General features: G+C 72.8%; 18 protein-coding genes. 11 read left to right on the top strand and 7 right to left on the bottom strand.

What is annotated here, in order from left to right; all coding sequences use genetic code 11:
- Position 1 precedes the first annotated feature (1 nt).
- Positions 2-1,018: an aromatic ring-hydroxylating dioxygenase subunit alpha gene (locus OG488_RS03075; protein ID WP_329225659.1), complete on the top strand. Its 1,017-nt coding sequence runs from the start codon at positions 2-4 to the stop codon at positions 1,016-1,018.
- Positions 1,019-1,040: 22 nt separating this feature from the next.
- Here the strand turns inward: OG488_RS03075 and OG488_RS03070 are convergent, their stop codons facing one another.
- The gene (locus OG488_RS03070) at positions 1,041-1,733 is read right to left on the bottom strand and encodes an SDR family NAD(P)-dependent oxidoreductase (RefSeq protein WP_329225657.1); all 693 of its coding nucleotides are present in this window, start codon (positions 1,731-1,733) and stop codon (positions 1,041-1,043) included.
- Positions 1,734-1,834: 101 nt separating this feature from the next.
- Between OG488_RS03070 and OG488_RS03065 the strand changes: the two genes are divergently transcribed.
- The gene (locus tag OG488_RS03065) at positions 1,835-2,716 is read left to right on the top strand and encodes a helix-turn-helix transcriptional regulator (RefSeq protein ID WP_329225655.1); all 882 of its coding nucleotides are present in this window, start codon (positions 1,835-1,837) and stop codon (positions 2,714-2,716) included.
- Between the two features lie 8 nt (positions 2,717-2,724).
- On the opposite strand, the gene OG488_RS03060 is transcribed toward OG488_RS03065, so the two are convergent.
- The 3 genes from OG488_RS03060 to OG488_RS03050 all read right to left on the bottom strand — a co-directional run bounded on the left by OG488_RS03060 (position 2,725) and on the right by OG488_RS03050 (position 6,196).
- Positions 2,725-3,267 carry a MarR family winged helix-turn-helix transcriptional regulator gene (locus OG488_RS03060; protein WP_329225653.1) on the bottom strand — a complete coding sequence of 181 codons (543 nt, stop codon included), beginning with the start codon at positions 3,265-3,267 and terminating at the stop codon, positions 2,725-2,727.
- A 337-nt stretch (positions 3,268-3,604) separates the two neighbouring features.
- Positions 3,605-5,272, bottom strand: coding sequence for an FAD-dependent oxidoreductase (locus OG488_RS03055; protein WP_329225652.1), 1,668 nt, complete (start codon positions 5,270-5,272; stop codon positions 3,605-3,607).
- 9 nt (positions 5,273-5,281) lie between these two features.
- Complete coding sequence (locus OG488_RS03050) at positions 5,282-6,196, bottom strand: AurF N-oxygenase family protein (RefSeq protein ID WP_329225651.1); 915 nt, start codon at positions 6,194-6,196, stop codon at positions 5,282-5,284.
- A 452-nt stretch (positions 6,197-6,648) separates the two neighbouring features.
- Here OG488_RS03050 and OG488_RS03045 point away from each other — a divergent pair, with 452 nt between their 5' ends.
- From OG488_RS03045 to OG488_RS03035, 3 genes are read left to right on the top strand one after another with little or no spacing between them, the layout of a single operon-like run.
- On the top strand, positions 6,649-7,989 hold the full coding sequence (locus tag OG488_RS03045) for an extracellular solute-binding protein (RefSeq protein WP_329225650.1): 1,341 nt from the start codon (positions 6,649-6,651) through the stop codon (positions 7,987-7,989).
- Positions 7,986-8,948, top strand: a complete 963-nt coding sequence (locus tag OG488_RS03040; RefSeq protein ID WP_329225648.1) for a carbohydrate ABC transporter permease — start codon at positions 7,986-7,988, stop codon at positions 8,946-8,948. Before OG488_RS03045 ends, OG488_RS03040 begins: the two co-directional genes overlap by 4 nt.
- The gene (locus OG488_RS03035; protein WP_329225647.1) at positions 8,945-9,844 is read left to right on the top strand and encodes a carbohydrate ABC transporter permease; all 900 of its coding nucleotides are present in this window, start codon (positions 8,945-8,947) and stop codon (positions 9,842-9,844) included. Before OG488_RS03040 ends, OG488_RS03035 begins: the two co-directional genes overlap by 4 nt.
- Positions 9,845-9,943: 99 nt before the next feature.
- Here the strand turns inward: OG488_RS03035 and OG488_RS03030 are convergent, their stop codons facing one another.
- Positions 9,944-10,834 carry a UbiA family prenyltransferase gene (locus OG488_RS03030; protein WP_329225646.1) on the bottom strand — a complete coding sequence of 297 codons (891 nt, stop codon included), beginning with the start codon at positions 10,832-10,834 and terminating at the stop codon, positions 9,944-9,946.
- 120 nt (positions 10,835-10,954) lie between these two features.
- On the opposite strand from OG488_RS03030, the gene OG488_RS03025 reads away from it, so the two are divergent.
- The 6 genes from OG488_RS03025 (at position 10,955) to OG488_RS03000 (ending at position 19,375) form a co-directional block, all read left to right on the top strand.
- Positions 10,955-12,013, top strand: coding sequence for a type III polyketide synthase (locus OG488_RS03025; protein ID WP_329225645.1), 1,059 nt, complete (start codon positions 10,955-10,957; stop codon positions 12,011-12,013).
- A gap of 14 nt (positions 12,014-12,027) precedes the next feature.
- Entirely contained in the window at positions 12,028-12,555 is a 528-nt protein-coding gene (locus tag OG488_RS03020) for an isoprenylcysteine carboxyl methyltransferase family protein (protein ID WP_329225644.1), read from the top strand.
- Positions 12,552-13,565 (top strand): NAD(P)/FAD-dependent oxidoreductase, encoded by a 1,014-nt coding sequence (locus OG488_RS03015; protein WP_329225643.1) that lies wholly within the window; start codon positions 12,552-12,554, stop codon positions 13,563-13,565. Before OG488_RS03020 ends, OG488_RS03015 begins: the two co-directional genes overlap by 4 nt.
- 46 nt (positions 13,566-13,611) lie before the next feature.
- Positions 13,612-14,358, top strand: a complete 747-nt coding sequence (locus OG488_RS03010; protein WP_405697114.1) for a YqjF family protein — start codon at positions 13,612-13,614, stop codon at positions 14,356-14,358.
- 119 nt (positions 14,359-14,477) lie between these two features.
- A complete protein-coding gene (locus OG488_RS03005) occupies positions 14,478-16,592 on the top strand; it encodes an MMPL family transporter (RefSeq protein ID WP_329225642.1) in 2,115 nt (704 codons plus the stop codon).
- 80 nt (positions 16,593-16,672) lie between these two features.
- On the top strand, positions 16,673-19,375 hold the full coding sequence (locus OG488_RS03000) for a SpoIIE family protein phosphatase (RefSeq protein ID WP_329225640.1): 2,703 nt from the start codon (positions 16,673-16,675) through the stop codon (positions 19,373-19,375).
- 15 nt (positions 19,376-19,390) lie between these two features.
- Here OG488_RS03000 and OG488_RS02995 read toward each other — a convergent pair whose 3' ends face one another.
- Both OG488_RS02995 and OG488_RS02990 read right to left on the bottom strand, forming a co-directional pair.
- Complete coding sequence (locus OG488_RS02995; RefSeq protein WP_329225638.1) at positions 19,391-20,041, bottom strand: class I SAM-dependent methyltransferase; 651 nt, start codon at positions 20,039-20,041, stop codon at positions 19,391-19,393.
- A 25-nt stretch (positions 20,042-20,066) separates the two neighbouring features.
- Positions 20,067-20,852 carry an SAM-dependent methyltransferase gene (locus tag OG488_RS02990; RefSeq protein WP_329225636.1) on the bottom strand — a complete coding sequence of 262 codons (786 nt, stop codon included), beginning with the start codon at positions 20,850-20,852 and terminating at the stop codon, positions 20,067-20,069.
- Positions 20,853-20,890: the final 38 nt, after the last annotated feature.

The following is a 20,890-nucleotide window of genomic DNA, read 5'->3' as shown; positions in this document are numbered from 1 at the left end:
CATGACGCTGTCGTCCTCCGCCACCGCGGACCACATCTACGCGACCGGGCTGCGCAACCAGTGGCACGCGGTCGTCCCCTCGCACTTCGTGGCCCCGGGCGCGATGCGCAAGGTGACCGCGCTCGGCGAGCAGTGGCTGCTGTTCCGCCGCTCCGACGGAGCGCTGTCCATGCTCGCCGACCGCTGTCCGCACCGAGGAGCCCCGCTCTCCCTCGGCAAACACCTCGGCGACCGGGTCGCCTGCTGGTACCACGGCGTCGAGGTCGAACCCGACGGCACGGTCTCCTCGGTGCCCGGGCTGCCCGGGTGCAGCCTGGAGGGCAAGAAGCTGGTGACGTCGCTGCCCGTGCGTGAGGTCGCCGGTGCGATCCTCGCCTACTTCGGGGACGAGGAGCACCCCGAGCCCGCCGAGCTGACCCTGCCGGAGCCGCTGACCGACCCCGACGTGGACGCCTTCCTCTGCTACGCGGAGTGGGACGCGCCCTGGCGGTACGCCGTGGAGAACCTGCTCGACCCCATGCACGGCGCGTTCCTCCACCACGACTCGCACACGATGTTCGACGGCGACACCACGGCCAAGTTCCGCATCCGCGAGACCGCCCGCGGCTACTTCTTCGAGAAGACCGACCAGCGCGGCGTCAACTTCGACTGGGTGGAGCTCTGCCGCACCGGAGTGGACTGGGTCGACCTCTCCATCCCGTACCCGCCCTCGGCCGGTCCCGGTGGCGCGTTCGGCATCGTCGGCATGGTCTGCCCCGTGGACGTGCGGCGCACCGGCGTCTTCTTCTGGCGCTACCGCCGCGTCCAGGACTGGCAGCGCGCGTCCTGGCGCTTCCTGTACCGGACGCTGATCGAGCAGCGCCACTGGGACGTCCTGGAACAGGACCGGGTCATGCTGGAGGCCATGCCGGCCGACGCCGACCAGCGCGAGAACCTCTACCAGCACGACCTGGGCGTGGTGCGGCTGCGCCGCCTCTACCGCGCGGCCGCAGAGGCCCAGTCGACGGCGGGGGCCTGACCGGCCCACCCGCGCGGGGTGGTCACCAGGGGAGAGGGCCGGAGGCGTCGACGTACCCGCCGGTCGGACCGTCCGCCCCCACCAGGGCCGTACGGACGATGATCTCGGCCCCCTCCTCGACGGTCTGCGTGCCCCGGTGCCCGTTCAGGTCCGTGGCGGTGAAGCCGGGCTCCACCGCGGTGATCCGGATGTCCGGAAAGGCCTTCGCGTACTGGACGGTGATCATGTTGAGGGCGGTCTTGGAGGCCGGATAGGCGACGCCGGGATAGGCGCGGTGAGGGGTGCCGGGTGTGCTGACCAGGGTCAGCGACGCCAGACCGCTGCTCACGTTCACCACGGCCGGTGCGGCGGAGCGCCGGAGCAGCGGCAGGAACGCGTGCAGGACGCGGACCGGTCCGAACACGTTGGTCTCGAAGAGCGGCCGCAGGGTGCCCGCTGTGGTGTCCTCCGCGCCGACGACCGTCCCCTCGATCCCGGCGTTGTTGATCAGCACGTCCAGCCCGCCGTCGGCCTCCACGGCCTTCGCGGCCGCCGCGACGGACGCGTCGTCGGTGACGTCGATGTGCAGCATGCGCGCGCCCAGCCGCTCGGCGGCCCGCCGCCCGCGTTCGGCGTCCCGGCTCCCGACGTACACGGTGTGCCCCGCCTCGACGAGCCTTCGGGCGGTCTCGAAGCCGAGACCCTTGTTCGCTCCGGTGATCAGTGTGGTGGTCATGCGTCCACGGTGCGCCGGTGCGGCGGAGCGGACCAGTGACCCGGTTTTCCTGGGACTGCCGGTACCAGGACGGCGGACGGCCGCCGGTGCACACTGGTGGCATGACGACGGCGGAGTTCGGCAAGGCGGTGCGCCGTCGGCGCGACCGGGTCGCACCGGGGGACACGGGGCTGCCCGCCGGCGGCCGGCGGAGGGCGGCCGGACTGCGCCGGGAGGAACTGGCCCTGCTGGCGGGAATCTCCGTCGACTACGTGACCCGGCTCGAACAGGGCCGTGCCTCCCACCCCTCGGCACAGGTCGTCGAGGCCCTGGCACGCGCTCTGCGCATGGGCGGGGAGGAACGCGCGCACCTGTTCGAGCTGGCCGGTCTGGCGACGCCGGGCCCGGGCACGGTGCCGGGCCGCATCCCGCCGAGCGTCCACCGCATGCTGGACCGGCTGGCCGGAACACCCGTCGCGGTCTCCGACGCCACCTGGACCCTGCTGCAGGCCAACGCGCCCTATGCGGCGCTGATGGGTGACCCGTCGGCGTGGCGGGGCAACCGACGCAACGGGGTGTGGCGCACCATGGTCGGCCCGCCCGGCAGGGCCCGGCACACCTCCGGGTCGCGGGCCAGGTTCGAGGCCGCCCTGGTCTCCGACCTGCGTACGGCCGCCGCCCGCTATCCGGCCGACGAACCGCTGAAACGCCTGGTCGCGGAATTGCGCACGCACAGTGACAGGTTCGCCGAGCTGTGGGACTCCGGCGCGACGGGCCGGCACGAGGCGGCACGCAAGACCGTCGACCACCCCAACGTCGGCCCGGTGACCCTGGACTGCGACGTGCTCACGGTGGCGGGCAGCGACCTGCGCGTCATGATCTACACCGCCGAGCCCGGCACACGGGACGCCGAACGCCTGGCCGCGCTCACCGAGCAGGCGGAGCGGTCCGGCACCGGCCCGCACGGCGTGGTGCCCACGGGGGACGCCCGTAGCTCCGTGTGATCGCGGGCTCAGGGGGAGGGGCGGGATCCCACGGGCCGAAGGGTGCCCGGACGTGTGTCGTGCCCGCCGTCCGGTCCGGCCCCGCCCGGCGCGGCGAAGGTGGGCGCGTCCCCGGCCCGGTCCCGCTCCAGGTGCGTGTGGACGCGGCGCAGCAGGGAGGCGAACACGTCGCGCTCCTCTCCGGTCAACGGGGCGAGGAGGTACGCCTCGGTGGCCGACACGTCGGAGTTGAGCCGGGCCAGCGCGCACCTGCCCGCGGGTGTCAGGGCGACCTCGATGCGGCGGCGGTCCGAGGGGTCGCGGGCGCACTCCACGTACCCCGCCGCCTCCAGGCCGGTGACGGTCCTGGTCAGGTCGCTCTGGTTCATGTCCAGCCGCGTGGCGAGATCCCCCTTGGACAGCCGGCCGGCGTCGTCCAGCATGGCCAGGATGGTCAGATGCCACAGCCGCAGCCCGTACGCCGTCAGCGTGTCGGTGAGTCTGCGGCGCGCGGCCTTGCCCGTCGCGTACATGAGGTAGGCGTTGAGGCCGAGCACGCTCGACGGCGGCACGCCCTCCGGCCGAGGGGCGTGAACCGTTCCCGGGGAGCTCGGCTGTTGCAAGGTTCTTCCTCATGTGACGACGGCCGGCAGGGGGCCCGGAGATCTGGGCCGGACCGCCGGCCGGGGCGCCCCTGGAATCCTCCTCGGAACAGCGAGGGACGATGCTTAGTAAAGCAAGCCTAACCTAAGTGCGCAATACCGCCCGCTGCCGGTGCAGTTGACGGCACGCCAGAGGGACTGCCGGACGCCGGACGATGGCCCGACCCGCCGACCCGCCGACCCGCCGACCCGCCGACCCGCCGACCCGCCGACCCGCCGCGCGCGGTCGGCGAGTCGGCCCGGGCGGTCAGCCGGGTATCCGCCGACGGCTGCCCCTGGCCGCCGCCACCAGCTCGGGCACCGTCGCCAGTTTGACCCGCGGGCGGCCGGCGCGGACCCCCAACGCCTTCTCGGCGCGGTCGATCTCCGCCAGACCGCGGGCGTCCACGACGCGCCGGTTGCGGCGCCGCACGAGCCGCTGGAAGGCCTTCGCTCCGTGGTCCGGAGCGGGCAGTTGGCCGCCGACGGCATCGTCCAGCAGGGTGCCCACGGTCTCAGCGGCGCAGGTCCGGTTCGCCCCGATGCCGCCCGTGGGCCCGCGCTTGATCCAACCCACGACGTATGTCCCCGGCCGGCCGGTGACCCGGCCGCCCTCGTGCGGAACGGTGCCTGTCGCCTCGTCGAACGGCAGCCCGGTGACGGGCAGTCCGCGCTGGCCGACGGCCCGGAGCAGCAGTCCGGCGGGGATCTCCCGGCCGTCCGTGCCGCCGTCCGTCCCACCGTCCGTGACCCGGACGCCACTCAGGCCGGTGTCGCCGAGCGCCTCCACGGGGGCGGAGTGGAAGCGGAACACGATGCGGCGGCCCTGGCGCGGCGGGCCCGACCAGTCCACCGCCTCACGGGGGACGTCCCGCAGCAGCGCGGCCCTGTCGCCCGGACCTGCGGCGTCGATGGCCGCACCGGTCCGGGGGTCGTGGTCGTCGACGACCAGGTCCACACCGTCCAGGTGCTTCAGCGCGAGCAGCTCGGACCGGGTGTACGCGGCGTCCTCCGGCCCCCGTCGTCCCAGGAGCACCACCTCGCGCACCGACCCGGCGCGCAGGGCGTCCAGCGCGTGGCCGGCGATGTCGCCCGCGGCCAGCGCGTCGGGATCCGAGACCAGGATCCGCGCCGCGTCCAGGGCGACGTTCCCGGTGCCGACCACGACGACCCGCTCGGCGGACAGGTCCACGGCGTCCGGGGCGATCTCGGGGTGGGCGTTGTACCAGGAGACGAACGTCGTCGCACAGATGCTGCCGGTCAGGTCCTCGCCGGGAATCCCGAGCCGACGCCCCGCCGAGGCGCCCACCGCGTAGATCACCGCGTCGTGGTGCGCGCCGAGTTCCTCCGGAGTGATGTCCCGGCCCACCTCCAGGCCGAGGTGCATGCGCACCCTCGGATGGGTGTGGAACCGGGCGGAGGTGTCGCCGGCCTTCTTCGTCGACAGGTGGTCGGGCGCCACGCCGTAGCGGATGAGGCCGCCCGCGACGGGCAGCCGGTCGATCAGCGTCACCTCGGCGCTCGTGTGGAGCAGCAGGTCCTCGGCGGCGTACATTCCGGCAGGGCCGGTCCCCACCACCGCGACGCGGAGCGGTGCGAAGTCCGACGGCAGGCTGCGCGTGAAGACCGGCTCACCCCACACGTGGAAGTTCGGCCCCCCGGGGGCCTTCTCGGCATCTCCCCGGTCCGCGAAGTACGCCGCGTTGAGCGGACCGTACTCCTGCTGTGCGGCAGGGAGGCTGTCCACCGGGAAGACCGCCTCCACCGGGCATGCGTCGGCGCATGCACCGCAGTCGATGCACGACTTCGGGTCGATGTACAGCATCTCCGTCCGGCCGAAGTCCGGTTCCTCCGGCGTCGGATGGATGCAGTTGACGGGGCACACCGAGACACAGGTGGCGTCGCTGCAGCACGTCTGGGTGATGGCGTAGGTCATGTCGTCCGCTCAGATCAGATGGGCACGCTTGTAGAACATCAGGGCGGGCTTGGTGAGCAGGCGGGCCGAGGCCAGGAAGTCCATGAGGCCCGAACAGCTGGAGCGCATCATCGACTTGTGGTGCTCGTTGGCCCTGGCCTCGCCGAGGGCGCGCTTCCCGTCGAGTCCGGCGTTGGCGTAGACGTCCTTGTTCACCATGCTGGTGACGATCACGTACGACGCGATCGCGATGACCAGCGCGTTGATCCGCCGCCGCACGGGACCCGCCCCGCTGAGGTGCTTGCGGGTCTCGGCGCGGGCGAACTTCATGTGCCGGGACTCCTCGACGACATGGATGTTGTTGATCGTGCGGACGAAGGGCACGACCCGCTCGTCCCGCATCCAGTCGCGCTGCATGACGTCGAGGACCTCCTCGGCGACGAGGATCGCCGCGTACGCCGCCTCGCCGAACGCCAGTGTCTTGAAGGCCCGTCCCAGCTCCACCGCGAACCGGCGCGGCCGGTAGGGCGGGGCGCCCAGCTTCTGCGCGCCGCGGGCGAACATGATCGAGTGCCGGCACTCCTCGGCTATCTCGGTCAGCGCCCACTGGACGTCCGCGCTCGTGGGGTCCTTCGCGTACACGTCGCGCAGGACCATCTGCTGGAGGATCATCTCGAACCAGATGCCCGTGCTGGCCACCGAAGCGGCCTCCTGGCGCGTCAGTTCCCTGCGCTGGTCCTCGGTGAGCTCTCCCCAGTAGGCGGTGCCGTACAGGGTGCTCCACTCAGGGCTCGCGCCGTGGAACGCCTTGTCCAGCGGGGTGTCCCAGTCGACCTCCGTCGCGGGGTCGTACGCCAGTGTGGCGGCCGAGTCGAGCAGGCGGCGGGTGAGGTGGTCCTCGGGCGGCCGGTCCTCGGCATCCGGTCGAACAGTGCTGCTTGCCATGGTGCGGCTCCTCGGTTCGTCAGCGATGTCCTTGGTGCTGTCGCATGCGCAATGTGGGTGACGGATCGTCAAATGCCGTGCTGATCACCGGACGTGGCGGCAGCGCCGAGCAAAGGACCCGGCGCCGGCCCTGGCCGGGCGGCCTTCCGTCCCTCTTGTTAGACGGAAGGTATAGCAAGGATGCCGGGCGGGCCTACCCCCCAGTAAGAAATGTGAGCTCATCCCCGCGATATCTCCTCGCGTGTGCCCGTACCTCGCCGGTCCGGGGCTCGAGAGGAAGGTGCGCGTTCGTGATATCGAACATTGTTCGCAATTTCAGCGCGAGTCATTGACGCCGCGATGTCCCGGGCCTACGGTCCCGTCCGAAGTCACGGGCGCGCGACGAAATTTCGAACGTCCCGCCCTTCCTTCACGCGTCCCCGCACCTCAGAGACGAGCCGAGACGAGCCGCCATGCAACCACCCCTCCTCAGCCGGCGCCGAGCCCTCGCGGGCGGTGCCGGTGTCCTGGCCGCCGCCGGAGCCCTGGGCTCCCTGACCGGCTGCGCCGCCCCTGCCACCGCCGCGGGTCCGGGACAGACCCTGCTGCGGTTCTGGCACCTCTTCGGCGGCGGCGACGGCGTCACCATGCAGGGCATGCTGGACGACTTCCGGACCGGACACCCGGACATCGCCCTGGAGGCCTCGACCCTGCAGTGGGGCGCCCCCTACTACACCAAGCTCGGCATGGCCGGTGCCGGAGGCCGGGCGCCGGAGCTCGCCGCCCTGCACCTCGCACGGCTCGCGGGGTTCGCCCCCGGCAGGCTCCTCGACCCGTTCGACCTCGATCTGCTGGCCGAACACGGCGTGAGGGAGCAGGACTTCCCGCCGGACATCTGGCGCCGCGGCCAGGTGGGCGGAAAGCAGTACGCCGTCCCGCTCGACACCCACCCCTTCGTCCTCTACTACCAGACCGAGGTCTGCGAGAAGGCCGGACTCATGGCGGGCGGCCGGCTCAAGCCGATCAGCGGCGCGGACGAGTTCGCCGACGCGCTGCGCGCCGCGAAGAAGGCGACCGGGCAGCCAGGACTGGTCACGGAGACACTCGGGCCGGACTGCATCACCCCCTGGCGCCTCTTCTCCAGCTTCTACGCCCAGACCGGCGGCACGGTCCTCTCCGAGGACGGCAAGCGCCTCGCGCTCGACGACGCCAAGGCGCTCCGGGTGCTGGAGTACCTGGCCCGGCTCGTCGAGGAGGGTCTGATGGTCCGCCGCGTCGACTACGCGGGATCCATCGGCGTCTTCAACGGCGGGAAGACCGCCTTCCACCTCAACGGCGAATGGGAGATCACCACCTTCAAGACCACCGGCCTCCCGTTCTCCATGACCCGCATCCCCGCGCTCTTCGGCACGGCGGCCACCCAGGCCGACTGCCACGCCTTCGTCCTGCCGCACCAGGACGACCGCGGCGGCGCGCCGAACGAGGCCGCCCACACGCTCACCGCCTGGATGCTGCAGAACTCCGTGGCCTGGGCCCAGGGCGGCCATGTGCCCGCCTACCTGCCGGTCCTGGACGATCCCGCGTACCTCGACCTGAAGCCGCAGTCCGCATACCGCGCCGTCATCGACGACGTGGCGCTGGACGAACCCGCGTGGTTCGCCGGCTCCGCCTCCCGGATGTGGATCGAGCTCGGCGCCGTGTTCTCCGGGGTCCTCACCGGCTCGCGCAGCCCGCGCGAGGCGCTGAACGAGGCCAGGGCGCGGCTGCGGACACTCCTCGACACCCGCAACCCCCTCCCGGGAGCCGCGTCATGACCTCCACCACCGCGACGGCGCCCGCACCCGTGGCGAAGCGCGCCCAGGACGCGGCCGGGCGCCCGGCCCGCGGCGTGCGCAGGAAGTGGACCGAACACGGCCTGGTGTTCGTGGCGCCCTTCTTCCTCGTGTACGCCATGTTCCTGGTCTGGCCGCTGATATCAGGCCTCGGCATGAGTCTGACCAGCGAGAACATCACCGGCAGCGGAGGGGAGTTCATCGGCCTCGACAACTACGCCGAGGCCGTGCGCGACCCCGACGTGTGGTCCTCGCTCTGGAACACCGTCTGGTTCACGGTCCTGTCCACCGTCCCCCTCGTGGTCGTCGGCCTCGGGCTGGCGCTGCTCGCCCACCAGCTGAGCGTGGTGCAGTGGCTGTGGCGGCTCAGCTGGTTCGCCCCGTTCCTGCTGCCGTCCGGGGTCGTCTGCCTGCTCTTCCTCAACATGATCCTGCCGTCGGACTTCGGCCTCGCCGACCAGATGCTCTCCGCCGTCGGACTGACGCCGGAGATCGGATGGCTGACCGACGAGCGCTACGCCATGCTCAGCATCGTGGCGACCACCCTCTGGTGGACCGTCGGCTTCAACTTCCTGCTCTACCTCGCGGCCCTGCAGGCCATCCCGGTCCACCTCTACGAGGCCGCCGAACTGGACGGGGCGGGCGCCGGGAAGAGGCTCCTCCACATCACCCTGCCCCTGCTCGCCCGCACCACCGTGCTGGTCGTGGTCCTCCAGGTCCTGGCCTCGCTGAAGATCTTCGACCAGGTCTACATCATGACCGGCGGCGGCCCCGACGAGTCGACCCGGCCGATCCTCCAGTACGTCTACCAGCAGGGCTTCACGGGCTACCGCATCGGCTACGCCTCGGCGGTCTCGTACATCTTCTTCGCCCTGATCCTGACCGTCTCCCTGGTGCAGCCGCTGCTGTCCCGGCGCCGAGCTGAGGAGGCCGCGAAGTGAGCGGTTCCACCACCGTCACCACCCGTCCCGCCCCACGGTCGGAGCGGTTCGCCGACGCCGGGGGCCGCCGGCCGCGCTGGACCCCCGGCAGGATCGTCCTGCTCGTCGTCGCCCTGTTCCTCACCGCCGCCTGGCTCCTGCCCCTGGCCTGGGCCGTCGCGACCTCCCTGAAGCCGGAGGGCGACACGACGAGGACGCCGCTCTCCTGGATCGGCTCGCGCGTCACGTTCGACGCGTACAGCAAGGTCTGGGAGTCGGGCGACCTGATGGTCTGGCTCATGAACTCGGCGTACATCTCCGTCATGACCACCCTGCTGACCGTCGTGACGTGCGCGATGGCCGCGTACGGATTCACGCGCACCGACTTCCGCGGCCGACGGCTGCTCTACGGGCTCGTCCTCGCCGGCATCATGGTGCCTCCGCAGGTGCTGATCGCGCCGCTGTTCCGCGAGATGGTGCAGCTCGGCCTCGTCGACACCTACTGGGGGGTGATCCTGCCCCAGGTCGCCGTGCCTGCCATGGTGTTCATCCTGGTGAAGTTCTTCGAGGGCGTCCCGCGCGAGCTGGAGGAGGCGGCCTTCGTCGACGGCGCCGGCCGCTGGCGGGTGTTCTGGACCATCGTCATCCCGCTGTCCCGGCCCGTGCTGGCGGCCGTCGCGATCTTCACCTTCATCTCCACCTGGAACAACTTCCTCTGGCCGTTCCTCGTCACCACCGACCCGGGCGGCATGACCCTGCCCGTCGGCCTCGTCAACGTGCAGTCCACCTTCGGGGTGCGCTACGCCCAGATCATGGCCTCGCTCGTGATCGCCGGGACGCCGCTCCTGATCGTCTTCGCCTTCTTCCAGAGGCAGATCGTGCGCGGGATCGCGCACACGGGACTCGCCGGCCAGTAACGCCGACACCGGTAACGCCGACACCGCCGGCGCCTACACCGGTGGGAGTCGACGCCCACCCGACGGCCCGTCCGGACGCCACCGCGTCCGTACGGGCCGTCAGGCGATCTCCGCGCCGCGTGCCAGCAGCAGCGCCACATCCACCGACGCCACCACCACCGTCCCCGCGAGCGCCGTCTTGCGCCAGGCTCCGGCCGGCTGCCGCGGACCCGCGCACGCCGCCGTCACCACCACGGCGAGGAGGGCGATCCCGCAGAGCGCGGCGACATCCCCTCCGTCCGCGGCACCCACCGGTCCCAGGACCAGCACCGCCGTGGCCGCCACCAGAGGGACGGGCAGCAACAGCCGCGTCCGCGCCGGGCCCAGCCGCTGGGGCAGGCCGCGGATGCCCGCCCGCAGGTCGGCCTCGATGTCCGGCAGCACGTCGGCCAGATGGGCCGCCGCACCGAGCAGTGCAGCCGCCGCCACCGCCCACCACGCCGGCCACGGGCGGCCGGGCAGACTCAGGGCGACCAGACACGGGAGGCTGCCGAAGCCGACCGCGTACGGCAGCCAGGACAGCACCGTCTCCTTGAGCCTCAGGTTGTACGCCCACGCCGCCACCACCCCGGTCAGATGTGCCACGCCCGCCACCCAGCCGCACGCGAGCGAGAGCGCCGCGCACAGGAACAGGGCCGTGAACGCCGCGCCCCACACCACGCGCCGTCCCACCGTGCCCCGGGCGACCGGTTTCCCCGGGCGCCCGGCCTCGGCGTCGCGGAGGGCGTCGTACGCGTCGTTGCACCAGCCCACCGAGAGCTGCCCGGTCAGCACGGCGGCGGCGACCAGGACCCACCGGCCGCCCGCCGCCCCCGAACTGACGGCCAGTGCGGTGACGAGCACGGTCACCGCCGCGACCGGGCCCGGATGACAGGACAGCACCAGCCCCGTCACCGGGTCCGGCAGGCGTACGGCACCGTCGTGCGCGGGCGGCCGGTCGGTGACATCCATAGGGCGATCGTAAGGACAGAAGGCACGGACGAACACGGCAGCCGCGCGCCGCATGTACACCGATTTGCCCGGTTCGATGGGCAGGATAGGGGCCATGACCTCTCCGAAGCGGTGGCCAGGGTGACCCGGATCGCGGCCGTGCACGGGGTCCTGCCGCCCCACCGCCACGCCCAGCGGGACATCACCGACATGGTCGCGCGCACCTGCCTGCCCGCAGCCGCCGACCGCCGCCTCCTGGACCGGATCCACGCGAACGCGGGCGTACGCACCCGGAACATGGTGCTGCCCCTGGAGCGCTACGGCGAACTCGACGGCTTCGGCGCGGCGAACGACGTGTTCATCGCCGCCGCCGTCGACCTCGGAGCCGAAGCCGTACGCGGCGCCCTGCGCAAGGCAGGGCTGCGCCCCGCCGACGTGGACCTGCTGATGTTCACCTCGGTCACGGGGATCGCGGCGCCCTCCGTCGACGCGCGGCTCGTCGGACGCCTCGGGCTGCGCCCCGACGTGAAGCGGCTCCCCGTGTTCGGCCTCGGCTGTGTCGCGGGTGCCGCCGGGGTGGCGCGGCTCCACGACTACCTGCTCGGCCACCCCGGACAGGTGGCCGTGCTGCTCTCCGTCGAGCTCTGCTCCCTGACCTTCCAGCGTGACGACGCGAGCCCCGCCAACCTGGTCGCGACCGCGCTCTTCGGCGACGGCGCGGCGGCCGCGGTCCTGGTCGGCGGGAGCCACCCGGCGCCGGTGGACGGCCCCGAGGTCGTGGACACCCGCAGCCGCCTCTACCCGGACACCGGGCACGTCATGGGCTGGGACATCCGGGGCTCCGGCTTCACCGTGGTGCTCGACCCGGCTGTCCCCGACGTCGTACGCCGGTACCTCGCCGAGGACGTCGGCGGCTTCCTGGAGCAGCACGGGCTCAAACCGAAGGACGTCGCCCGCTGGGTGTGCCACCCCGGAGGCCCCAAGGTCCTGGAGGCCGTCACCGACGTCCTGTCCCTGCCCGAGGGAGCCCTGGACGTCACCCGGCGGTCGCTGGCCGAGGCCGGCAACCTGTCGTCGTCCTCGGTGCTGCACGTCCTGCGGGACACGATGGAGCAGCGGAGGCCCGAGCCCGGGACCCCGGGTCTGCTGATGGCCATGGGACCGGGCTTCTGCTGCGAACTGGTGCTGCTGCGCTGGTAGTCCGGAGGAATCAGATGATCTGGTACACGGCCCTGGTCCTGGCCGTCGCCGCCGAGCGCCTCGCCGAGCTCGCCCTGGCGCTGCGCAACGCCCGGTGGAGCCTGGCCCGCGGCGGCACCGAGGCCGGGCGCGGGCACTACCCGGTGATGGTGGCGCTGCACACCGCGCTCCTCGGCGGGTGCCTAGCCGAGGCAGGGCTCTCCGGCCGACCGTTCGTCCCCTGGTCCGGCTGGAGCATGGTGGCGGTGGTGGTCGCCGCGCAAGGGCTGCGCTGGTGGTGCGTCCGCACCCTCGGGCGCCGCTGGAACACCCGGGTCATCGTCGTCCCGGGCCTGCCCCTGGTGACCGGCGGGCCCTACCGGTGGATGCGCCATCCCAACTACGTGGCCGTCGCCGTCGAAGGGGCGGCTCTCCCGCTGGTCCACGGCGCCTGGGTGACCGCCGTCCTGTTCACCCTGCTCAACGCGGCACTCCTGGCCGTACGCGTCCGGTGCGAGGACGGCGCACTGGCCCGCCTCGCAGGCGCGGACGCACGCGCGTGATCGACATCCTGGTGGCGGGCGGCGGACCGGCCGGCCTGACGGCGGCGATCCGGGCCGCCGCCGCCGGGCTGGAGGCCGTCGTGGTCGAACCCCGCCGCGCGCCCGTGGACAAGGCGTGCGGCGAGGGCATCATGCCCAGCGGGGTGGCGGCCCTGCACGCGCTCGGAGTCGCACCGGCGGGCCGCGAACTCCGGGGGATCCGCTACATCGAGGGCTCCCGGCGGGCCGAGGCCACCTTCCGGGGGCCCCCGGGGCTCGGCGTCCGGCGCACCGCACTGCACACGGCCCTGTACCGGCGGGCCGCGGAGCTCGGGGTGCGCGTCGTCACGGGCCGGGTGGGTGAGGTGAGGCAGGGGGACGACAGCGTCACGGCGGGCGGGCTGACGGCCCGCTGGCTGATCGCGGCCGACGGCCTGCACTCGCCGGTGCGCCGCGCGCTCGGCCTCGAGGGCCGCCCTCCCGAGCCGCGCCGTTACGGGCTGCGCCGCCACTACCGGATCGCCCCCTGGACGGACTTCGTGGAAGTCCACTGGTCGCGCGACGGCGAGGCGTACGTGACGCCGGTGGGGGAGGGGCTGGTGGGTGTCGCCGTGCTCAGCCGCCACCGGCGCTCCCACGAGCAGCACCTCGCCGCCTTCCCCGCGCTGGCGCGTGCGCTGCGGGGCCGGGAGACCGGACCGGTGCGCGGTGCGGGCCCCCTCCGCCGGAGCGCGAGCTCCCCGCGGGCCGGGCGGGTCCTGCTGGCCGGCGACGCGGCGGGTTACGTCGACGCGCTCACCGGCGAGGGCGTCGCCCTGGCGGCGGCGACCGCGTCGGCGGCGGTGGACTGCCTCCTCGAAGGCCGGCCCGAGGACTACCCCGCGCGGTGGGCGCGGCTGACGCGGCGTCACCGTCTGCTCACCGGGGCACTGCTGGGCGCCGCCGGGCACCCCCTGACCGCCGGCCTGATCGTGCCCGCCGCCCACCGCCTGCCCCCGCTGTTCAACGCCGCGGTACGCGCCCTGCAATAGCCGCCTCCGGCGCGGCGGTTCCCCGCCGTTCTGTCATCCTGGCCGGGTGCCGACCCCGCCCCGTACCCCGCAGCCCGTCACCCCCGACCCGCCGCACCCGGCGATGAACCCGCTGATGACGCAGTCGTGGCTGGACCTGGCGTTCCTGCACTGGGCGGCCGACCCGGCGGACGTGGCGCCGCTCCTGCCCGCCGGAACCGTGCCGGACACCCTGGACGGAGTCACCTACGTCGGCCTCGTCGCCTTCCGGATGTACCGCATCGGGTGGCTCCGCCTCCCCGGTATCCCCTACCTGGGCACCTTCCCCGAGACCAACGTCCGGCTGTACTCGCGGGACGCGCACGGCAGGCGCGGGGTGGTCTTCCGCTCGCTCGACGCCTCCAGGCTGATCCCCGTGGCCGTCGCGCGGACCGTCTTCCGGCTGCCGTACGTCTGGTCCCGGATGGAGATCCGGCGCGAGGCGGACACGCTCACCTACACCAGCAGGCGACGGCACCCCGGACCCCGGGGCGCCCACAGCCGGATCGTGGTGCGCCCCGGCGAACGGATCGGCGAGCCCAGCGGACTCGAACACTTCCTGACCGCGCGCTGGGGCATGCACAGCACCTTCCGGGGGCGCTCCGTGTACCTCCCCAACGCACACCCGCGCTGGCCCCTGCACCGCGCGGAGCTCATCGAGTGCGACGAGAGCCTGGTGACGGCGGCCGGCCTGCCCGAGCCCGTCGGCGGACCGCAGAGCGTGCTGTACTCACCCGGGGTCCCGGTGCGCTTCGGCCGCCCCGCCCGTCCGTAGGGACCCGCCGATGGTCCGACCGTGGCCCGCGGCCGGGGCCCACGGCATGTCGCGGACCCGGCCCGCACGCCCCGTCCTACTGTCTCCGCCACGGGACCGTACGAAGGGGTGGGAGCGTCATGCGCGAAGTGGCCCGGCTGGTGTGCGGACGCCGTACCAAATGGCTCGTCGTGGCGTTCTGGCTCATCGTCCTCGTCGTCGCGGCACCCCTCGCGGGGAAGCTCACCGGCGCCCAGGACAACGACGCCACCTCCTGGCTCCCGAGCAGCGCCGAGTCCACCCAGGTCTGGGAGGAGTCCAAGGAGTTCCGCCCCGAGGTCATCACCGCCATCGTCGTCTACGCACGCGCGGACGGCCTGACCGCGGCGGACCGCACCCGGATCGCCGCGGACAGGAAGCAACTGCTCACGCTGCGGGCCCACGGCGTACGGGGTGAGGAGACCCGCGGCCCGCTCTACGACAGGAGGACCACGCCCGCCGCCGCCCAGATCTTCGTGCCCATCACCATGGACGAGAAGGGCTGGGAGCGGATCGGCCCCGCCGTCGACTCCGTACGGGACGTCGTGGGGGACGGCGGGGGAGGGCTCACCGTCCACATCACCGGCCCCGGCGGGGTCGCGGCCGACTCCTCGGACGCCTTCTCGGGCATCGACTCGACCCTGCTCCTCGCCGCACTCGCGGTGGTGATCGTCATGCTGCTGATCACCTACCGCAGTCCGAGCCTGCTCGTGCTGCCCGTGGTCTCGGTCGTCGCCGCCCTCCTCACCGCGCAGGCCCTCATCTACCTGCTCGCGGCGCACGCGGGACTCACCGTGAACGGTCAGAGCGCGGGCATCCTGACCGTGCTGGTCTTCGGCGCCGGCACCGACTACGCCCTGCTCCTCGTCGCCCGCTACCGCGAGGAGCTGCGGCGCCACGAGGACCGCCACGAGGCCATGGCCCGCGCGCTGCACCGGGCCGGGCCCGCCGTGCTGGCCAGCAGCGGCACCGTGGTGCTGAGCATGCTCGTCCTGCTGGCCGCCGAGATGAACTCGACCCGCGGCCTCGGGCCCGTCGCGGCCATCGGCGTGGCCGTCGCCCTGATCGCCATGCTCACGCTCCTCCCGGCCCTGCTGGTGATCTTCGGCCGCTGGGTCTTCTGGCCGGTCGTCCCGCACTTCGGCTCCTCCGAACCCACCGAGCACGGATTCTGGGCCAGGACCGGACAGCGGCTCGCCGTACACCCCCGGAGGGTCTGGGTCGCCACCGCGCTGGTGCTCGCCGCCCTGTCGCTGGGGCTCCTCCAACTGCGCGCGGCGGGGCTCAGCAACGCCGACTCCTTCCCCGACAAGCCCGACTCCGTCGCCGGCCAGGAGATCCAGAACCGGTACTTCCCCGCCGGCAGCGGCAGCCCCGTCGTCGTCATCGCGGCGGCGGACCGGAGCGCCCAGGTGCGCGGCGCCGTGGAGGGGACCCGCGGAGTGGTGCCCGGGACCCTCGTCGTACCGCCCGGAGCCCGCCCGGTGCACGACGGCCGGGCCATCTTCGAAGCGACCCTCACCGACGCCGGGGACAGCGACCGGGCCGAGCGGACCGTGGAGCGGGTCCGCGACGCCGTGCACCGGATCCCGGGCGCCGACGCCCAGGTGGGGGGCGACACCGCTGCCGCACTCGACATGGACGAGGCCACCCGGCACGACAACCTGGTGATCATCCCCCTGGTGCTGCTGGTCGTCCTGGTCATCCTCGCGCTGGTGCTGCGCGCCCTGCTGGCTCCCGTGCTCCTGGTCGCGACGGTGGTGCTGTCCTTCGCCGCCGCGCTCGGCGTCAGCGCGCTCGCCTTCCGTCACGTCTTCGACTACGCGGGCGAGTCGACGGACTTCCCGCTGTTCGTCTTCGTGTTCCTGGTGGCACTCGGGATCGACTACAACATCTTCCTGACCACCCGGATCCGCGAGGAGGCCCTGCACCGGGGCACCCGCGCGGGCGTGGTGACGGGACTCGCCGCCACCGGCGCGGTCATCACCTCCGCAGGCCTCGTCCTGGCGGGCACCTTCGCCGCGCTCGGGACCCTGCCGGTGGTGGCCTTCGCCGAGATCGGCTTCACGGTGGCCCTGGGTGTCCTCCTCGACACCCTGGTCGTCCGGTCCGTGCTGGTCACCTCCCTCTTCCTGGACATCGGGCCGCGCGTCTGGTGGCCGCACCGGACGGCCCGCGAGGACGGCGGGGCGGTCCGGACGTCCGGGACCGTGTGAGCGGCCCCCGCCCAGGGAGCCGTCCGAAAGCCGCCGCGCACGGCTCGCCCGGCGTATGGGCAGGGTGTAAAAAGGGGGACATGGCCGGACGCTACGGCCGCCCGCGTTCGTTTCTCCGGATGAGAAGCCTCGCTGGTCAGGTCTTTCTCCTGCAGGTGGCGATCGTGGTGCTGATCGTCGCTGCCGCCGTGGCCGCGCTCGTGCTGCAGTCCCGTGCCGACAGCGAGCGCGAAGCCCGCAACCGCTCCGTCGCCGTGGCCGAGACCTTCGCGAACGCCCCGGGCATGGAAGCCGCCCTGGAGAGCCCCGACCCCACCGCCGTGCTGCAGCCGAAGGCCGAGGCGGCGCGGAAGGGATCCGGCGTCGACTTCATCGTCGTCGCCAACCTCGACCTCGTCCGCTACACGCACCCGCTCCCCGACCGCATCGGCAAGAAGTTCGTCGGAGACGTGGAACCCGCCCTCAAGGGCCAGGTCGTCACCGAGAAGATCGACGGCACCATCGGCCCGCTCATCCAGGCCGTGGTGCCCGTGTCCGGGGCGGACGGCACGGTGGTGGGCCTCGTCTCCGCCGGCATCACCATCAAGAACGTCAGCGGCGTCGTCGAGAACCAGTTCCCCCTCCTGTTCGGCTCCGCCGCCGGGATACTGCTGCTCTCCATGGCAGGCACGGCCCTCGTCACCCGACGGCTGAAACGCCAGACCCACGGCCTCGGCCCGACCGAGATGACCCGGATGTACGAGCATCACGACGCCGTTCTCCACTCCGTCCGGGAAGGCGTGCTCATCATCGGCGGAGACGGCGTGCTGCTGCTGGCCAACGACGAGGCGCGGCGGCTCCTCGGTCTCCCCCCGGACATCGAGGGCAGGCCCGTCGCGGAGCTCGGCCTCGACCCCGCCACCACCGGGCTGCTCACCTCGGGACGCAGCGCGACCGACGAGGTGCACTCCGTGGGAGACCGCCTCCTGGCCGTCAGCCAGCGCGCCACCGACAGGCACGGCGGACCGCCCGGCTCCGTGACGACCCTGCGGGACACCACGGAGCTGCAGGCCCTCACGGGCAAGGCCGCCATGGCGCGCGGCCGGCTGAAGCTCCTCTACGACGCGGGCACGGAGATCGGCACCGCCCTGGACGTCGTGCGGACCTGCGAAGAGCTGGTCGACTTCGCGACGGCCAGATTCGCCGACTACGCCACCGTGGACCTGGCCGAGGGCGTGCTGCGCGGCGAGGAGCCCACCGCCGTCCGCGCCAGCACCGAGGGCCTGCGCCGGTCGGCCTTCAGCGGCCCCCGCGAGGACACGGGGCTCTATCCCCTGGGGGCGGTGATCCGCTTCCTGCCGACCACCGCGATCGGTGCCGGCCTGCTCAGGGGCGACGCCGTCCTCGACACCGACCTGGCACAGCGCTCCGGCTGGGAGCAGCAGCACCCGGAACGGGCCGAGCGCATCATGGAGTCCGGATTCCACTCGCTGATGGCCGTCCCGATGCGGGCCAGGGGCGTGATCCTCGGCGTTGCCATGTTCTGGCGGGCGCAGAAGCCGGAGCCGTTCGAGGACGAGGACCTGTCCGTCGCGGAGGAACTCGTCGCCCGGGCCGCCGTGAGCATAGACAACGCGCGCCGCTACTCACGCGAGCACAACGTGGCGGTCACCCTGCAGCGCAGCCTGCTGCCGCAGGGCCTCCCCGACCAGAGCGCCATCGACGCCGCCTACCGCTACCTTCCCGCGCAGGCCGGACTCGGCGGGCTGGGCGGGGTCGGCGGCGACTGGTTCGACATCATCCCGCTGCCCGGTGCCCGGGTCGCCCTCGTGGTCGGGGACGTGGTGGGACACGGACTCCACGCCGCGGCCACCATGGGGCGCCTGCGTACCGCCGTCCACAACTTCTCGACCCTGGACCTGCCGCCCGACGAGCTCCTGTGGCACCTGGACGAGCTCGTCGCCCGCATCGACCAGGACGAGTCGGCCGACGGCTCGGAGGGCGGCGGAGTCACCGGGGCCACCTGCCTCTACGCGATCTACGACCCGGTGTCCGGGCGCTGCAGCATGGCCCGGGCCGGTCACCTCCAGCCGGTGATCGTCGGCCCCGACGGCAGCGCCGCCTTCGCCGACGTGCCCGGCGGCCCGCCCCTGGGCCTGGGGGGCATGCCCTTCGAGACCCTGGACATCCAGCTCCCGGAGAACAGCCGTCTGGTGCTCTACACGGACGGGCTCGTCGAGGAGCGGCTCCGCGACATCGACGAGGGGCTGGAACTGCTGCGCGGCACCCTGGCCGGACACCCCGAGCGGACGCCCGAGGAGACCTGCGAGGTCGTGCTCCGCGTCCTCGTGCCGGCCCGCGCCCGCGACGACGTCGCCCTGCTCGTCGGCCGCACCCTTCGCCTCGCCGCGGAGAACGTGGCCGAGTGGGACGTGCCCTCGGATCCCTCGGCCGTCTCCGAGGTCCGCGCCCAGGTCTCCCGCAAGCTGGCCGAGTGGGATCTGGTCGAGGAGGCGTTCACGACCGAGCTGATCCTCAGCGAGCTGGTCACCAACTCCATCCGCTACGCCACCGGCCCCATCCGCGTACGGCTGCTCCGTGACCGGACGCTGATCTGCGAGGTGTCCGACCGCAGCAGCACCTCGCCGCACCTGCGCCAGGCGGCCAGCATGGACGAAGGCGGCCGCGGCCTCTTCCTCGTCGCCCAGCTGGCCGAACGCTGGGGCACCCGCTACACCGACGACGGCGGCAAGGTCATCTGGACGGAGCAGCTGCTGCAGCCCGGGGTGAACGGCCCGGTCTGAGGCGCGGCGGCCGTGTCAGTGAACCGGCGGCACCGGCTCCCGGCGGCAGTGGAGGAAGAGGTGCGGCTCGGGTACTGCGCCGGGGTGGGCCGGGGTGAACACCGTGTCGTCCTCGTCCTCGACGACGAGCCCGGCCCCGGCCACGAGCGCCCTGAACGACTCCGGGCCGAAGCTGGTCACCCGCACCTCCTGGCCCATGAAGACGGCGCCCACATCCTCCACGTCCAGCGGAACCGTCGCCAGGACGAGATGCCCGCCCGGCCTGAGCGCACCCGCCAGCCGGGCCACGACGGAGCGCTGCTCCTCGCGGGACATCTGCAGGAGCGAGAAGTAGACACAGACCGCGTCGAAATCTCCCTCCCCGAGGGGGGTCTCGCGGATGTCGGCCTGCCGGAAGGACGCCCCCGGAACCCGGTGGGACGCCAGCTCGACCATGACGGGCGAGACGTCCATACCCAGCACCTCGTGTCCGGCGGACGCCAGGGTCTCGGCGGTCGGCCGGCCCGTTCCGCTGCCGACGTCCAGGATCCTGCTGTGCGGAGCGAGCCCGCCGAGCAGCCGGGCCAGCGAGGCCCGGTGCGCGGCCGAGCCGGCGAAGGCCCGTTCGTAGGCGTCGCCGATCGCGTCGAAGGCCACGGCTGCCGCGGGCCGGTCTCCGTCTGCCATGAGGGCGTCCCTTCCAGGGCCGGTGCTACGTGATACGGGCGACGGCGACGTACACGCCGCTCAGCTCCGGCCGGGGAGCCGGAGTGCCGCGGAACCACTCGGGGGCCGTCACCAGGCCCGGCTCGACGATGTCGAGGCCGTCGAAGAAGCGGGCGAACTCCGCGCGGGTGCGCAGCGCGAGCCGGATGCCGCCCTTGCCGTACTCGGCCGCTCCCTGCTCCCCGCGCTCGGGGTTCACGTCGGAGGCGCCCTGGGAGAGCACCACGTAGCTGCCCCGGCACAGCTCGGACGTCAGCGTGCGCACGATGCCCACGGGGTCGACGTCGTCGGGCAGGAAGTGGAGGAGACCCAGCAGCGAGAGGGCGACGGGGCGGTCGAAGTCCAGGACCTTGTGCGCCGCCGAGATGATCGTGGCCGGCTGGAGCACGTCCGCGTGCACGTAGTCCGTTGCCCCCTCCGGGCGGCTGACGAGGAGGGCCTCGGCGTGCCGGAGGACGATCGGGTCGTTGTCGCAGTACACGACGCGCGACGCGGGAGCGATCTCCTGGGCGATCTGGTGCAGGTTCGGCGCGGTGGGTATGCCCGTGCCTATGTCGAGGAACTGGTCCACGCCCTCCCCGGCCAGCCAGGCCGTCGCGCGGTTCATGAAGGCGCGGTTCTGGAAGGCCCCGGCCTTCGCCTCGGCCGGCAGGTGCTCGGCGACCGCCTGGTCCACCGGGTAGTTGTCCTTGCCGCCGAGCAACGAGTCGTACACCCGCGCCGAGTGGGGCCTGCTGGTGTCGATGGGTGGCTGGGGTGTTCCGGTCGTCATGACATGCTCCGCTGCAGGTGAGGTGGCTGCTCCACCTG

It is taken from the genome of Streptomyces sp. NBC_01460 (assembly GCF_036227405.1).
In the GTDB taxonomy this organism is placed as follows: domain Bacteria; phylum Actinomycetota; class Actinomycetes; order Streptomycetales; family Streptomycetaceae; genus Streptomyces.
This window is presented reverse-complemented; position numbering and strand designations above follow the sequence as displayed.